The organism is Streptomyces sp. 4F14 (genome assembly GCF_048159485.1).
Classification (GTDB): domain Bacteria; phylum Actinomycetota; class Actinomycetes; order Streptomycetales; family Streptomycetaceae; genus Streptomyces.
Genome location: NZ_JBLRVY010000007.1, coordinates 47,582 through 63,624 on the forward strand (window position 1 = coordinate 47,582; position 16,043 = coordinate 63,624).

General features: G+C 70.8%; 10 protein-coding genes. 2 read left to right on the forward strand and 8 right to left on the reverse strand.

Annotation, left to right across the window (positions count from 1 at the left end; translation table 11 throughout):
• Window positions 1-159 precede the first annotated feature (159 nt).
• The 5 genes from ACLZOT_RS13600 to ACLZOT_RS13620 form a co-directional block, all read right to left on the reverse strand.
• Window positions 160-1,287 (reverse strand): hypothetical protein, encoded by a 1,128-nt coding sequence (locus tag ACLZOT_RS13600; RefSeq protein WP_416969120.1) that lies wholly within the window; start codon window positions 1,285-1,287, stop codon window positions 160-162.
• A 273-nt stretch (window positions 1,288-1,560) separates the two neighbouring features.
• Window positions 1,561-2,568 carry an L-idonate 5-dehydrogenase gene (locus ACLZOT_RS13605; RefSeq protein ID WP_416969121.1) on the reverse strand — a complete coding sequence of 336 codons (1,008 nt, stop codon included), beginning with the start codon at window positions 2,566-2,568 and terminating at the stop codon, window positions 1,561-1,563.
• Between the two features lie 14 nt (window positions 2,569-2,582).
• Window positions 2,583-3,341 carry a glucose 1-dehydrogenase gene (locus ACLZOT_RS13610; protein WP_416969122.1) on the reverse strand — a complete coding sequence of 253 codons (759 nt, stop codon included), beginning with the start codon at window positions 3,339-3,341 and terminating at the stop codon, window positions 2,583-2,585.
• A gap of 10 nt (window positions 3,342-3,351) precedes the next feature.
• Window positions 3,352-4,749 carry a gluconate:H+ symporter gene (locus ACLZOT_RS13615; protein WP_416969123.1) on the reverse strand — a complete coding sequence of 466 codons (1,398 nt, stop codon included), beginning with the start codon at window positions 4,747-4,749 and terminating at the stop codon, window positions 3,352-3,354.
• A 325-nt stretch (window positions 4,750-5,074) separates the two neighbouring features.
• Window positions 5,075-5,593, reverse strand: coding sequence for a gluconokinase (locus tag ACLZOT_RS13620; RefSeq protein ID WP_416969124.1), 519 nt, complete (start codon window positions 5,591-5,593; stop codon window positions 5,075-5,077).
• Between the two features lie 141 nt (window positions 5,594-5,734).
• Between ACLZOT_RS13620 and ACLZOT_RS13625 the strand changes: the two genes are divergently transcribed.
• On the forward strand, window positions 5,735-6,436 hold the full coding sequence (locus ACLZOT_RS13625) for a FadR/GntR family transcriptional regulator (RefSeq protein WP_416969125.1): 702 nt from the start codon (window positions 5,735-5,737) through the stop codon (window positions 6,434-6,436).
• A gap of 4 nt (window positions 6,437-6,440) precedes the next feature.
• Here the strand turns inward: ACLZOT_RS13625 and ACLZOT_RS13630 are convergent, their stop codons facing one another.
• The gene (locus tag ACLZOT_RS13630; protein WP_416969126.1) at window positions 6,441-6,821 is read right to left on the reverse strand and encodes a YchJ family protein; all 381 of its coding nucleotides are present in this window, start codon (window positions 6,819-6,821) and stop codon (window positions 6,441-6,443) included.
• An 85-nt stretch (window positions 6,822-6,906) separates the two neighbouring features.
• Between ACLZOT_RS13630 and ACLZOT_RS13635 the strand changes: the two genes are divergently transcribed.
• On the forward strand, window positions 6,907-10,323 hold the full coding sequence (locus tag ACLZOT_RS13635) for a hypothetical protein (RefSeq protein ID WP_416969127.1): 3,417 nt from the start codon (window positions 6,907-6,909) through the stop codon (window positions 10,321-10,323).
• 212 nt (window positions 10,324-10,535) lie between these two features.
• On the opposite strand, the gene ACLZOT_RS13640 is transcribed toward ACLZOT_RS13635, so the two are convergent.
• Together ACLZOT_RS13640 and ACLZOT_RS13645 are read right to left on the reverse strand one after the other, a co-directional pair.
• Complete coding sequence (locus ACLZOT_RS13640) at window positions 10,536-11,882, reverse strand: M1 family metallopeptidase (protein ID WP_416969424.1); 1,347 nt, start codon at window positions 11,880-11,882, stop codon at window positions 10,536-10,538.
• A gap of 92 nt (window positions 11,883-11,974) precedes the next feature.
• Window positions 11,975-15,817 carry a Pls/PosA family non-ribosomal peptide synthetase gene (locus ACLZOT_RS13645; RefSeq protein ID WP_416969128.1) on the reverse strand — a complete coding sequence of 1,281 codons (3,843 nt, stop codon included), beginning with the start codon at window positions 15,815-15,817 and terminating at the stop codon, window positions 11,975-11,977.
• Window positions 15,818-16,043: the final 226 nt, after the last annotated feature.

The following is a 16,043-nucleotide window of genomic DNA, read 5'->3' on the forward strand; positions in this document are numbered from 1 at the left end:
GCCGAGGGCAACCGGCTAGAGGACTTCCCGGCTGGGGGCGAGGGCGGTCCGGCAGAGGCCGACGAGAGGCAACGGCCGACTCGCGAGAGGCGACGCCCCCTCGGCGGACGGTGACGGTCATCCGGCAGGAGGCCCCAGCTCTTCGGTGGACGGCGGCAGTCATCCGGCAGGAGACCTCAGCTCTTCGGTGGACGGCGACAGCCATCCGGCAGGAGAGGGCGACCCTTCGGCGGACGGCGACAGCCACCCCGCAGGAGACCCCAGCCCCTCGGCCGGCGACGGAAGCCACCCCGCAGAAGACCCCGGCCCCTCGGCCGACGGCTCCCCGGCAGAAGGCGAAGGCTCCTGCACGGACGGCGACGGCGACCCGCTCCCACCCTCCCGTACGACGACCAGCGCCCCCTTCCCGACCGCCCGCACCCCGCCGTACTCCACCCACACGTCCACGCTCTCCCGCTCCGGTCCCGCGAACTCCGGCACGACGAACTCCACCGTGTCCCCCGCCGGGAACAACGGCACCCGCAACCCCCCGACGACCGCGCCCCCTTCACCCACCAGCTCCCCGAAGTCGAAGAACAGCCCCCGCAGTCGGACCCGCACCACATCCCCGGCCCGCACCTCACCGTCCCCGACGACCCGCACCCCGAACGAACAGGCAGGAGCCGCACGGGAGTTGTCCACCAACCGCACCGAATCCCCACCCCGGGCCGCCCGCCGGAACGCCAGCAACTCACCCAACACCCGTTGCGCGGCAGCCCCCTTGCAACTGCTCCCGCGCACCTGCTTCGACGCCTCCGCCCAGCTCCCGCCCTCACCCCGCGCGGCGAGACACGCGTGCGCCAGCGCCTTCACCACCCGCCACTCCTCCCCGAGTTCACCCCCGGGGACCATCCCCAACGCCTCCCGGCACCGCGCCGGGGACCGCAGCACGTCGTACGCGCTGTCCGGATCCGCCAGCCGGTCCGCGTCCGGCGACACCGGCCCCGGCGGTAGCCAGGCGACGGCGACGACACGCGGCGTACGAGCGGGACTCGGCGTGGGCAGCGGCGGAACCGCCGAAGGCGCGGGCGCGCTCCGCCCGACCGTGCCCCCTTCCAGCGCGCTGGTCCGGGGCGCCGGGGACGCCGTGACCGCGGGCGTCGACCGCACCGACGAGGAACTGGCCCCCGGCACCGCACCCCCGCCCCGCACCCGAGGCGTGTCCCCCTCCTGAAGTGCCACGGCCACCACCGCCACGGCCCCCGCGAGCAGCACCGCCGAGATCCGTGTCCCCAGCGAAATCCCCATGACGTCCCCCCAGTCGTCACCCCTCATCATGCGCCGCCCCACCCCGCACCGAAACCCGACCCGCGACGCCGGGTGCGCGAGAGATCCCTGAAACCAGTGAGCGGTCAAGGGAGTTCACTCCCGACCCCTTGAAACCAGTGAGCGAGCGGGGGAGTTAACCCACGGCCCCCTGAAACCGGCGAACGGGCCGGGGAGTTCACCCCCGACCCGCTGAAACCGGCGAGCGGGCCGGGGAGTTCACCCCGACCCGCTCCCCTCGCGGCGACCCGCCCCTCAGCCCCCGAAGTCCAGCAGCACCTTGCAGGACCGCGCCCGGTCGGCGGCCAGCGCGAACGCCGGCTCCGCCTCCTCGACCGGCACCACCGCACTCACCAGCCCGTCGAACGCGGGCTGAACGGCGAGGAGTTGAAGCGCCTCGTCGAACTCCGTGTCGAAGCGGAACGCCCCGCGCAGCTCGATCTCACGGCTGACGACGAGGTTCCCGGCGAAGGGGCTCTGCCCGGGCGGCAGCATCCCGAGCTGCACGACGACCCCACCGCGCCGGATCAGCCGCAGACAGGTGTCGAGCCCGGCGGCGACTCCGGACGCCTCGATGGCGACGTCAACCTCCGTGGGCCACCCGGGATCTGACGGATCGTCGGCGCGCACGGCGTCGGAGGCCCCCGCGATCCGTCCGAACTCCAGCGCGGCCGGCAGCAGATCGGTCACCGTCACCCGGGCCGCGCCGGCGGCCTTCGCGGCGGCGACGACCAGACACCCGATCGGCCCGGCCCCGGTCACCAGCACATGCCGCCCGCGCACCTCCCCGGCCCGCCGCACGGCGTGCAGCGCGACCGACAGCGGCTCGGCGAGAGCGGCCCGCCGCAGGTCCAGCCCCTCGGGAAGCACCCTCAACTGCTCCTGCGGCACGGCGATCCGCGCCGCGAACCCGCCCTGCACATGCGGCGTCCGCGCCGCGCTGCCCAGGTACCGCGTGTCCCGGCAGACGTTGCGCCGCCCGTCCACGCACTCCGGGCACACCCCGCACGGAGTCGCCGGGTGCACGGCGACCGACTGCCCCTCGAACGGCCCCGACAGCGCCGTACCGACGACCTCGTGCCCCAGGACCATCGGCTCCTTGAGGCGGAAGTCGCCGACGCCGCCGTGGCGCCAGTAGTGCAGGTCGGAACCGCAGACCCCGCCGTAGCGCACGGCGACCAGCGCCTGTCCGGGACCCGGCTCGACCGGCGCCAACTCCTCGACGCGCAGGTCTCCTTGAGCGTGGATGACACAGCCCAGCATTCGCGTTCCCCCGTTCACAGCACGCTCGTCATGCCGCCGTCGACGTACAGGATCTGCCCGCTGACGAAATCCGCCGCGGGCGAGGCGAGGAACAGCACCCCGCCGACCAGGTCCTCGGTACGGCCCCACCGCCCGGCCGGGGTCCGCCTGCGCACCCAGGCGCTGAACTCCTCGTCGTCCACGAGGGCTTGGGTGAGTTCCGTCTCGATGTAGCCGGGGCCCAGGCCGTTGACCTGGACGCCGGACGGCCCCCAGTCCGCGCACATGCCCTTGGTCAGCATCTTCAGCGCGCCCTTGGTCGCCGCGTACGGCGCGATGCCGGGGCGGACGACCTCGCTCTGGAGCGAGCAGATGTTGACGATCTTCCCGTGTCCGCGCGCGGTCATGTACCGGGCGGCCTCGCGGCCCACCAGGAACGCGCTGGTGAGGTTGGTGTCCAGGATGCGGTGCCAGTCGGAGTCGGTGAACTCCAGGAGCGGGGCCCGCAGTTGCATCCCCGCGTTGTTGACGAGGATGTCGAGCGGGCCGACGCGTTCCTCGACGTCCTTGATCCCGGCGGCGACCGACGGGCCGTCGGTGACGTCGAAGACGGCGGTGTGGACCTTGCCGGGCAGCTCGCGGGCGGCCTCGGCGAGACGTGCCTCGTCCCGCCCGTTGAGGACGACCGTGCAGCCCGCTTCCGCGAGACCCCGGGCGAGCGCCAGGCCGATACCTCGGCTGGACCCGGTGACGAGCGCGGTCTTGCCGGTGATGTCGAAGAGAGGATGGCTCATCGTCGTACCCCTAAAGGACCAGAGACAGAAGGAAGACCACGCCACCCGCGACCACGGAGATGATCGTCTCCATGACGGACCAGGTCTTGAGGTTCTGGCCGACACTCAGCCCGAAGTACTCCTTGACCATCCAGAACCCGGCGTCGTTGACGTGGCTGAAGAACAGGGAGCCGGCGCCGATCGCGAGGACCAGCAGGGCCGCGTGCGTCGTGGACATGTCGGCGGCGAGGGGGGCCACCAGACCGGCCGCGGAGATGGTCGCGACGGTCGCCGAACCCGTCGCGAGCCGGATCGCGACCGCGATCAGCCAGGCCAGCAGGATCGCCGAGATCGACCAGTCCTTGGAGATCTCCAGGATCATCTGGCCGACGCCGGAGTCGATCAGCGTCTGCTTGAAGCCGCCGCCCGCGCCGACGATCAGGAGGATGCCCGCCATGGGCGCGAGGCTCTTCTCGACCAGCTCGTTGAGGCGCTGCTTGGAGAAACCGGCGGGCCGGCCGAGCGTGAAGATACCGACCAGGACGGCCGACAGCAGCGCGATCAGCGGCGATCCGACGACGTCGAAGACCCGCTGGACGGTGTTCTCCTTGTCGTCGATCACGATGTCGACCAGCGCCTTGGAGAGCATCAAGGCGACCGGCAGCATGATCGTGAACAGGGTCGCGCCGAAGCTCGGACGCCTCTCCAGGTCCTCCGACGGCCGCTGCGGGACCATCTTGTCGGGCGCCTGGACGTCGACCCAGCGGGCCGCGTACCGGGAGAACACCGGACCGGCGATGATCACGGTCGGGATCGCGACCAGCACACCGAGCGCCAGCGTGACACCCAGGTTCGCGTCGACCGTGTCGATCGCGGCGAGCGGGCCCGGGTGCGGCGGGACCAGGCCGTGCATCACGGACAGGCCGGCCAGCGCCGGGATGCCGATCCGCATCAGCGAGTAGTTGCCGCGCTTGGCGACCATCAGTACGACCGGGATCAGCAGGACGACGCCGACCTCGAAGAAGAGCGGCAGGCCGATCACCGAGGCGATCAGGACCATCGCCCACGGCATGGTCCTGCCGTTCGCCTTCGCGAGGATCGTGTCGACGATCTGGTCGGCGCCGCCGGAGTCCGCGAGCAGCTTGCCGAGGATCGCGCCGAGGGCGATCAGCACACCGACACCGGCGACCGTCGAACCGAGGCCGCTGCTGAAACTGGCGATCGCCTTGTCCAGCGGCGCCCCGGCGAACGCGCCCAGCGCGAGCGTGCCGATGGTCAGCGACAGGAAGGCGTGGAGCTTGAACTTCGTGATGAGCAGGACGATGACGGCGATGCCCGCCAGCACGGCGATACCGAGCTGGGCGTGCCCGGCCGAGGTGATCGGCTCTGGCGCGTCCGCTGCCAGCATCTCGACGCTGAGTCTGGTCACGGGGGTCCCTTACGGATACGGGGAGGGATGGGAAGGGGTGGGGGGGCTTGGGGGTAGCTCTCAGGTATGGGGGAGTGGGGTGGGGTGAGGGGGCTACGACGGGTGGGGCGATTGACGGATGGGGTGGCTCTGGAGGTCTAGTACCGGAGGGGTAGTACCGGAGGGGTGGCTCTGGAGGTCTAGCACCAGCGGGGTAACCCTGGAGGTCTAGTACCGGAGAGACCGGCTCTGCCGGGTCACCCCGCCGGAGGCAGCCCCCGGAGAGGCAGCCCCCGGAGACGTAGCTCCACCGGGGTAGCTCCGGAGAGGTACCTCCACGGAGCGATCAGTCCCGCGCCCCGGCGGCCGTACCGAGCGCGGTGATCGCCCGCTCGGCGATCTCCTCCGGCCGCCCCGAGACCTCGACGACGACGCCCGCCTCGTCCGCCTGGAGCGGCTCCAGCGCGGCGAACTGCGAGTCGAGCAGCGCCGTCGGCATGAAGTGGCCCTCCCGGTGCCCCATGCGCTCCCCGATCAGCTCGCGCGAGCCGCTGAGGTGCACGAAGAGCAGGCCGGGGGCCGCCGCACGCAACCGGTCCCGGTACGACCGCTTCAGCGCCGAACAGCTGACGACCCCGCCGAGACCGGCCCGCTCGTGCGCCCACGCGCCGATCGAGTCCAGCCAGGGCCGACGGTCGTCGTCGTCCAGCGGGGTGCCGGCCGACATCTTCGCGATGTTCGCCGGCGGATGGAAGTCGTCACCCTCGGCGTACGGGACACCGAGCCGGGCCGCGAGCAGGGGACCGATCGTGGTCTTGCCGGTGCCCGCGACGCCCATGACCACGACGACCTGGGGGGTACTCATCACTACCTCGCTGTCTTCCTCGACGTACTGCCGACATGTGATGTCGACGCCACTGAAACCTATTAGGTACGACGAATTCAAGTCCTTCGACGAAATAAATCTGACTTTTGGGCTCCGTGACGGACGCCGTACTCTGAGTGCATGACCATTCCGGGCCGAGGTCTGCACGGCCATGTACTCGACACCCTCGGCCCCGCGATCACCGCAGGCGAGTTCCCCCCTGGCAGCGTTCTGCGCACCGACGAGCTGTCCCAGCGCTTCGACGTCTCCCGCTCAGTCATGCGCGAGGCGGTACGCGTCCTGGAGTCGATGCACCTCGTCGAGTCCCGCCGCCGGGTGGGCGTGATCGTCCGCCCCACCGCCGAGTGGAACGTCTACGACCCGCAGGTCATCCGCTGGCGCCTGGCCGGCGCCGACCGCCCCCGCCAGCTGCGCTCACTCACGGTCCTGCGCTCGGCGATCGAGCCCGTCGCGGCGGGCATGGCGGCGAAGAACGCGACACCGGAACAGTGCGCCGAGCTCACGGAGTGCGTCCTCGGCATGGTCGCCAACTCCCGCGGCCACAAACTGGAGGGCTACCTCATCCACGACGTGGCCTTCCACCGCGTCATCCTCACGGCCTCGGGCAACGAGATGTTCGCCCGCCTCGGCGACGTCGTGGCCGAGGTCCTCACCGGCCGTACGGCACACCGCGTGATGTTCGCCGACCCCGACCCCGCCGCCGTCACCCTCCACGTCCAGGTCGCCGAAGCGGTCCGCGAGGGCGACGCGGAACGCGCCGAACACCTCACCCGCGAGATCACCGAGGGAGCCCTCCAGGAACTCGACATCCTGGCCCCCTGACCCGCTACTCCCCGGGAAACTCCCCGTCCACGTACACCCAGGCCCCGTCGACCCGCTCGAACCGGCTCACCTCATGCAGGGACCCACCCCGGTACGAGGCCCGGAACTCCACAACCCCCTTGCTGTGGAAGGCGGTTCCGTCCTGGGTCGCGAGGATCTCCAGCCCGGTCCACCGCATCCCCGCATCCAACTCCAGCCGCCCCGGCCGGGTCCCCGGATGCCAGGTCCGCACCAGATACCCCGAGTCCCCCTTCACGAACGCGCTGTACCGCGACCGCATCAACGCCTCCGCGGTGGGCGCGGCGACGGGGCCCGCGTGGTAACGCCCACAGCAGGCGTCGTACGACTGGGGAAGCCCACAGGGGCAGGAACCGGGACGTGCCATGCCCCCATTCTGCCGGAACCCACCAGCCACCACCCCCCGCACTCCTAAGCTCACCGCAGGTGGCGCGTACGACGAGGGGGTCGGGGTGGCGGACAGCGAGCCGTTCTGGCGGGCACTCAAGGCCGAGATCCACAAACGGGGCGTCCCCCAACGGGACTTGGCCCGACGCCTCCACCTGAGCCCATCGGCCCTCTCCGAACTCCTGAACGGCAAACGGACGAGCACACCGGACTGGGACGTGGTCCGGCAACTGGTGGAGGAGATCGGCGGCGACGTCACCTACTGGCGCCGCCGCCTGGAGGAGTCGGAAGCCGCGGAGAGCGCCCGGGACCGCAACTCCGTGCGAGAGCCCGCGGGTTGCGCCGTCTGCGAGAGCGCGCACGCGATCCGGTACGACGATGTCGAGCCGAACGGTCTCCGCGCGGCTGCCGGCGTCCTTGCCGGACGGGACGTACGCCTGCGCGACGAGATGGCGGCTCTCGACCGGGCGAGGCTGGAGCAGGAACCCCAACTGCTCGATTTCCGCGACCGGTTCGACAAGGTCGCGCGGCGGCTGCTGGTCGACCTGCGCAGGAAGGTGCGTCATGCCTGCCACGTCCACAAGACCCGTCTGCTCCAAGCCGCACGGGATCTGCTGATCGCCGAGGTGTGCGTCAAAGGGCCGTTGCTGTACGAGTGTCCGGACCTGAACATCGGAGGTGCCGGGCTGATCGACGCGAGCCTGGACGGTGATCTCGTCCTCGTGTCCCTGTCCGATGCGGACCATCACGCCCGTGTAGTCCAGCATTTCGAACGGGTCGCCGGGGAGCTGAGCGCCTTCTCCCAGCCCGAGGACACCGGTCCGGCCGTCGCTCTGTACAAATCACGCCTCGCTGAACTCGCCACACTATGCCCTGAGTTGTTCACCTGGATCACCGTGTGCGACCCCGTCTACGCGATGGACACCCTGGCTCACTGCCCGGTCGGCCGACCACGGACGGAACTTGAACAGTTCTACGGCGAACTCCTCTCCCGGAGAACGGGACTTGCCGGTCTGGAGACCCTCCTGCGCGCCCTCGCCCGCGACGCGCCCCCTGCCGCGTGGCCCGCACGCCTCGCCGAGATCCACCGCCACGAACTGACCCGCCCCCTCTCCTCGGCCGGCGAGGCGGGCGAGGACCAGCCGGGCCCGCGTATCCCGAGACTCGCCCAGGGATACGTCAACCCCGCCTACCGCGCGGCTCCCCACGACCTCGACGACAGGCCGCACGTGGACGCCTGGTGGCGCACCCGCCCGCTGCGCCAGGACATCCAGAGCCTCCTGGCCGACAACCTCACCGCGTGCGGCGCGAGCGACCAGCCGCTGATCGTCCTGGGTGACCCCGGCACCGGAAAATCCCTCCTCACCAAGCTCCTCGCGGCCCGTCTCCCGCCCACCGATTACCTCCCGATCCGCGTCGAACTCCGCACGGTCCCTGCCGACGCCGACGTCCTCGAACAGATCAACCACACCCTGCGCCGGCTCACCCAACGCACCATCACCTGGCCGGAGTTGGTCGAGGCATCCCCCGGAGTCCTCCCGGTCCTGATCTTCGACGGCTTCGACGAACTCCTCCAGGCAGGCGGCGCCGACCACTACCGCTACCTCCAGGACATCGCCGACTTCCAGCGCCGCTCGGCGGCCAACGGCCTCCCGGTCGCCGCGATCGTCACCAGCCGCACAGTCGTCGCCGACCAGGCCGCGATCCCTCCGGGCAGCACCATCATCCGCCTCGAACCCTTCGACGAGGACCGGATCGCCCGGTGGACGACCCTGTGGAACACGGTCAACAAAGCCCACCCCTGCCGCACCGACCTCGCCGCCCGGCACCCCGAACTCGCCCCGCAACCCCTCCTGTTGCTCATGCTCGCGCTCTACCACTCCATCGAGCCCGACGCCGAAGCCGCAGCGCCGATGACCCGGGTCACCCTCTACGAACGCCTCCTCAAACTCTTCGTACGCCGCCAGATCACCAAACTGGAACCCGGCCTCCGCCCGACCGCCCTGGAGGAAAAGGTCGAGAACGAACTCGACCTCCTCTCCGTGATCGCCATGGCGATGTTCAACCGGGGCAGCCAGGGCGTGAGCGCGACGGACGCCGAACACGACCTCGCCCACCTCCGCGACCCCGCCAACTCCGCGACGGACTCGGCACCTTGGCTGCTCTTCGGCCGCTTCTTCTTCATCCACGAGGCCAGAGCAACGTACGAGGAGGGCGGCGAGCACCTCTGGTACGAGTTCCTGCACGCCACGTTCGGTGAGTACCTGGCCGCCCGCAAGATCGCCCGCACACTGGCCCGTTGCGCGGACGGAGGCCGATACGACGCCCTCCTGTTCGCGCTTCTGTCCTGCGCACCCCTGACCGACCGCGCGCGGATCATCGACGACGTGGGGAAGCTTCTCCCCGCGACGACGGCGGATGTGCTCAGGACTCTGTTCCCCCGGGCCCTGTACCCCGTCGAACACGACACCGGCTACAGCACAGGACCGACCCCGGTGACCTACCGCCACGCCTGCTACAGCGCCAACCTTCTGCTGCTGGCGTTCGCCTGGTGGAACACCTTCCGCTTCTCCGAGATCGCGGGCACCGCTCCAGATCAGGCCGAGAACTGGCGTACTCACGCGACACTCTGGAAGTCCCAGTTCGCGCCAGGCGCGTGGGACGCGTTCGCTCAACTGGTGGGGACAGAGGTTTTCGAACAGGACATCGTGGTGGTGCCGGGCAAGTACGACGGCCCAGGATTCGCGGCAGGTCGCCGCACACTGATCCTCCGCGACCCGGACATCGACGAGTTGGTGAGCCCGGCCCTCCCGGTGTGGGAGGCACTGGGAGACGACACCTCCGCAGGCCGTGACCTGGTCGATCTCCTGTTGGCCCCGTCGGCACCTCATGAAGATCTACTGGATCGGTACTGGCGGTGTCTGGAGAACCTGAAGAAATCGGGCACGGAGTCAAGCTGGCAGCGAATGCAGGGCGTGATCAGCCGCCGGCTCACCACAGAGAGCGAGCGTCTTCCCGCCGCCTTCGTGAACAACGCGCTGAAGACGTTGGCGGAACTGCCGAGCCAGGAGGACGAAACCCGCATCGCCCTCCTGGCCTGCGCCTGCCGCCAACTCACCCGCTCAGGTGCCGACGAGCCCCTGGCGAAGGTGATCGCACGACTCCTGGGCGCCTCATCAGTACAACTCGGCTTCCAGATCGGCTTCCTGACCACCCCGACCACCGAGTCGGCCCTCTCGGCGCTCTACGACACCTTCCAAGCCCCCCGCCCCCGCACCTGGCTCCTCAGAACAGCCATCCACCTGGACCTGCGCACCTGGTGCACCCGCCACGCCGCCCACGTCCTCGGCAAGGACTCCCAGCACCTCCTGACCCCCTACGAAGCCGAATACCTCCACCTCACTCCCCGACCATCCGATCCAGCCTCTCCGCCACCCACAACCCCACCACCCCGGCCACCCATCCCCCCAGAGCCCCACTGACCTGCACCCCCACCACCACCGAAACCCCCAAGATCACCGCACTACGAAGGCTGATGAGTTTCCGCACGACGTCCTCCCGGACCGCCCGAATCGAGTAGGTCCCCCCACCTTCCCGAACCCCGGAAACTCACCCCCCAACCCCCGAACCCCTCCGAACCGAACGCCGAACCCCCAGCTCAGCGCCCCCCAACCCCCGAACCCCGCCGAACCCCCTACGGCAACGGCGGAACCGGCGGCATGGAAGGAAACGCAGGCAACGCCCCCTCATAAACCCAAGCATCGAAGAACTCATCCACCGGCTCAGCGGCAAACCGCCCCACATGAGCCACGAACGTGGACGTACTCACAGCACCCCCCCGATGCAACCCGGCCCACCCCCGCAACATGGGAAAGAACGCGGCGTCCCCCAACAGACACCGCACAGCGTGAACAACCACCCCACCCCGTTCATACAACCGATCGTCGAACATCGACTTCCGCCCAGGATCAGCAAGCCGCAGATCCTGAGGCATCCCGGAGAGCAACCGATGCGCGGCGGCGGCAAGCTGATGCGCGCTCCGCCCCCCGGACCGCTCGGACCACAACCACTCCGCGTACTTGGCCAGCCCCTCGTTCAACCAGATATGCCGCCAGTCGGCGACGGACACACTGTTCCCGAACCACTGATGGGCAAGCTCATGGGCGACAAGCCGCTCAGAACCCCGAGCCCCGTCGACATGGTTGATCCCGAAGAGCGACAACCCCTGTGCCTCGACCGGCACATCAAGCTCTTCCTCGGTGACGACGACGGCGTACTCGTCGAAGGGATAAGGCCCGAAGACCTCCTGGAAAAGCTCCATCATGGCCGGCTGCCGAGCGAAGTCACGGGAGAAGAGGGGCAGCAACTCGGCGGGAATGTGCCCGTGTTGAGGCACGCCCCCGGGCCCGAGATCCCCGAGCAGAACCGTCTGGTACTTCCCGATGGCGAGCCCGACGAGGTAGCTGGAGGTGGGGGCGGACTGCTCGTACACCCAAGTAGTGGTCGACGCCCGGGTGGTACGAGTCAGCAACCGCCCCCCGGTCACCACGGAGTACGCGGAGGGCACGGTCACCGACAGCAGATAGGACGCCTTGTCGGCGGGCCGGTCGTTGCAGGGGAACCAGGACGGCGCCCCCACCGGCTGACTGGCGACAAGCGCGCCGTCCCCCAGCTCCTCCCAACCGAGCCCGCCCCAGGGACTGTTGACCGGCTTGGGATTCCCGGACCAGTGCACCTCGACGGTGAACGCGGCACCCCCGCGCACGGACTTGGCGGGCCGCACCCGCAACCGCCCCCCGCGGTGGGTGTACTGGGCCTGCCGCCCGTCGACCCGCACGCGCCCTATGCGGAAGTCGGCGAGATTCAGGAAGAACTCGCTCAACGCCCCCCGCCCGGCGATCGCGTTGATCCGGGCCGTCCCGGACAACCGGTTCGGCCCGGGACGGTAGTCCAGCGTGATCTCGTAGCGATGCACGCGGTAGCGAGGGTCGCCGTTTTCGGGGAAGTACGGGTCCGGCCCCGCTGCCTGCTGAACTGCCACTACCGCGTCCGCTCCCTGCGCCGTGCCACTCGAACCGTCGCTCATGGAACTCATGGAACTCATGGAGTTCATGGACACCGAGTGGCCCGCGTTCACGGGCGCCATGCCTCGATGGGGTTGCCGAGCCACCGGGTGTCGTCGGGGACGGACTCGGCGGCCATGACGAGCGACGCGGGACCCAGTGTCGTACGGGCCCCGATCGTGCTGCCGGGCAGCACGATTCCGCCAGGGCCCAGTGTGGCGCCCTCACGGAGTACCACAGTATCCGTCCGCAAGATCCGGTCGTGGAAGAGGTGAGTCTGCAGGACACAGCCACGATTCACGGTGGAACCGGCCGAAAGCGTCACCAAGTCGGCCTCGGGCAGCCAGTGCGACTCCAGCCAGACCCCCTTCCCGATGCGCGCGCCGAGCCCGCGCTGGAAGGCGGTCATGACGACGGTGCCGGGCACCGAGCCGGCCAGCCACGGTACGGCGACGACCTCGACGAACGTGTCCGCCAGCTCGTTGCGCCACACGAAGGAGCTCCACAGGGGGTGTTCCCCGGCCCGGTGCCGCCCGACGAGCGCCCACTTGGCGACGACGGCCAGCAGCGCCCCCGCGAGCCCCGCGCCCAGCATCACGACCCCGCCCAGCAGGAACCCCCACGGCCCGAGCGCGCACAGCGCGGCCAGCACCAGCACCGCGATCCCCGTCGAGCAGAACACCGGCACGATCCGGCACAGTTCGACGAGCCCGCGCGCCCACAGCAGCCGCGCCGGCGGGTCGTACGTACGGCTCTGGTCGCCGCCCGAGGCGCTGCGCGGCAGCTTCACCGGCGGCAGGCCCAGGTAGGAGCTGCCCTTCTTCGCCTTCTTCGGCGTCGCCGACAGCACCCCGACGAGCCCGCCCTCGGGCACGGACCGGCCCGGCGCGGTCATCCCGGAGTTCCCGAGGAACGCCCGGCGCCCGATCTCGGCCCGCCCGATGTGCACCCAGCCACCGCCGAGTTCGTACGGCGCGGTCAGCGTGTCGTCGGCGAGGAACGCGCCCTCACCGACCGTCGTCAGACTCGGCAGCGCCAGCACGGTCGACACCTCGGCGCCCCGCCCGATCCGCATGCCGAGCGCCCGCAGCCACACGGGCGTCACCAGCCCGGCGTACAGCGGGAACAGCGTCTCGCGCGCCTGGTCCATCAGCTGCGTCACGGTCCACGCCTGCCACCCGACCCGGCTGTGCGTCGGATACGTCCCCTCCCCGAGCCGCAGGCTCAGCACCCGTACGCCGAGCAGGATCAGGGACGCGTACACCAGCCCGTACGCGAGGGTCGCCGGGACGAGCGCGTACAGCACCCCCGGCCACACCGCCCCGCCGGGCCGCACGAACAGGGACGCCACCAGCAGGGCCACGGCCGCGGCGGCCACCGGCAGCAGGCTGAGCGCGCCGCCCGTCAGGCCGTACATGAACCGCCAGGCCGTGCCGCGCGCCGGCCGCTCCTTGGGCCAACTCCGCTTCGCCTTGCCCAGCTTGACCGCCGGGGCGCCCGCCCAGCGCTGCCCGGTGGGGACCTGGCCGGTGACGGCCGAACCCGGCGCCACCTCGGCCCGCTTGCCGACCCGGGCACCCGGGAAGAGGACGCTGCGGGTGCCCACGACGGCGTGCGCGCCGACCTTGACCGCGCCGATCTCCAGCCGGTCCCCGTCCAGCCACCAGCCCGACAGGTCGACCTCGGACTCGACGGCCGCCCCGCGCCCCAGCTTCAGCATGCCGGTGACCGGCGGCAGCGAGTGCAGGTCCACCTCGGGCCCGACCTTCGCGCCCAGTGCCCGCGCGTACCGCTCCAGCCAGGCCCCGGTCAGCGAGGTCGCCCCGCTGAACTCGGCCAGCCGCTCGGCCGCCCACAGCCGCAGATGCACACTCCCACCGCGCGGATACCGGCCCGGCCTCACCCCGCGCAGCAGCAGCCGCGCACCGCCGGCCGCGATCCCCAGCCGCCCGGCCGGGGTGAACAGCACCAGCGCGACGAGCCCGATCACCCACCACGACGCGGTCGGCAGCCAGGTGTACCCCGGCAGCAGGTTCCCGGCGGCGGCCAGCGCGACCGCCCACCGCAGCCCCGTCAGCGTGAACAGCGGCAGCAGCGCCAGGAGCTGGACGATCTGCGCGCGCACCGGAACCGGCGCGATGACCCGCGCCGCCCCGTCGTCCTGCGCCGACTCCTCCAGATGCCGGGCGAGTTTGCGCAGCACCGGCTGCTGATAGATGTCCAGGACGGCCGCCGTCGGATACCGCTCCCGCAGCCGCGTCGTGAGCTGCGCGGCGGACAGGCTGCCACCGCCTATCGCGAAGAAGTCGTCCGAGGCGCTCGTGACCGGCGTACCGAGAACGTCCGTCCACTGCTCGGCCAGCCACGCCTCCGTCCCGTACAACTCCTCCTTCACCAGCGAGGTTTGCAGATCCGGCAGCGGCCACGGCAGCGCGTTGCGGTCCACCTTCCCCGAGGTACGCGTGGGGAGTTCGTCGACCGGCGCCAGCAACGGCACCAGCGCGGCCGGGAGTTCGGTCCGCAGCCGCTCCACGGCCGCCGCCTGGTCCCAGCCCTCCTGCGTCACCACGTACCCGACCAGCAGCTGATTACCGCTGCGCGCGGTCCGTACGGCCGCCGCCGCGCCCGCCACACCCGGCAGCGCCTGCAACGCGGCGTCCACCTCGCCGAGTTCGATGCGCCGCCCGCCCAGCTTGATCTGCTCGTCGGCCCGCCCGAGGAAGACCAGCCCCTCGGCGTCGGCCCGCACCAAGTCACCGCTGCGGTAGGCCCGTTCCCAGCCCAGCGACTTCAGCGGCGCGTACTTCTCGGCGTCCTTCTCCGCGTCCAGGTACCGCGCGAGCCCGACCCCGCCGATCACCAACTGCCCGGTGCCGCCCATCAGGACGGGATCACCGGCGTCGTCCACGACCGCCAACTCCCAGCCGTCCAGCGGCAGTCCGATCCGGATCGGCTCCTCGCCGGTCATCAGCGCCGCACACGCCACGACCGTCGCCTCGGTCGGCCCGTACGTGTTCCACACCTCCCGGCCCTCGGTCACCAGCCGCTGCGCCAGCTCGGGCGGGCACGCCTCGCCGCCGAAGATCAGCAGCCGTACGTCGTTGAGGGTCTCGGGCTCCCACAGCGCGGCGAGCGTCGGCACCGTCGACACGACGGTGATCTCCTGCTCCACCAGCCACGGCCCGAGATCGGCGCCGCTGCGGACCTGCGAGCGCGGCACCGGCACCAGGCAGGCGCCGTACCGCCAGGCGAGCCACATCTCCTCGCAGGACGCGTCGAACGCCACCGACAGGCCCGCCATGACCCGGTCACCCGGCCCGATCGGCTCCTCGGCGAGGAAGAGCCGCGCCTCGGCGTCCACGAAGGCCGCCGCGCTGCGGTGCGTGACCGCGACACCCTTGGGCTTGCCGGTCGACCCGGAGGTGAAGATGATCCACGCATCGTGCTCGACACCCGGACGCCCGGCCGAACCGCCCTCGCCGGGCTGGACGGTGATCGCGTTCCCGCCGGTGAGCACGGCCCGGACGCCCGCCTCACCGAACACCAGCTCCGCGCGCTCGTCCGGGTCCTCGGCGTCCACCGGGACGTACGCGGCACCCACCGCGAGGACGGCCAGGATCGCCACGTACAGATCGTTCGTCCCCGACGGGACCCGCACCCCGACACGGTCCCCGAGCCCCACACCCGCCTGTGCGAGGCGGCCCCGCAGCCGGGCGACCTCACCGGCGAGTTCGCGGTAGGTCAGCTGGGTGTTTCCGTCGTCGAGCGCCGGCTCGTCGCCGTAGAACCGCACCGCGCTGTCGAAGACGTCGACGAGCGTACGCGCCGGGGCGGCAGAGCCCCCCGAGAACCGCGCGAACGCCGTCTCCTCCCCCTCGAACAAGGCCGTGCTGACCTCGTGTATGGCCGCCATCAGGTCCCTCGCGTCTCGTGCCCGGAAACCTCCGGGGCGCTGGCGGGCCCGCAGGTATGCCTGGGGTTGTCCGGCTCCAGCCCGTAACAAGCCGGAAATTTTAGTACGACGCTATGGATCAACCACTTCGACGGCCACCGGAGAGGCCCGTTCGGGCCATCGGCCGACGCCCTGAGCAGGGCTCTGACCTGCGTGATCTTGGTACGGGGGAGAGATCCACCACACA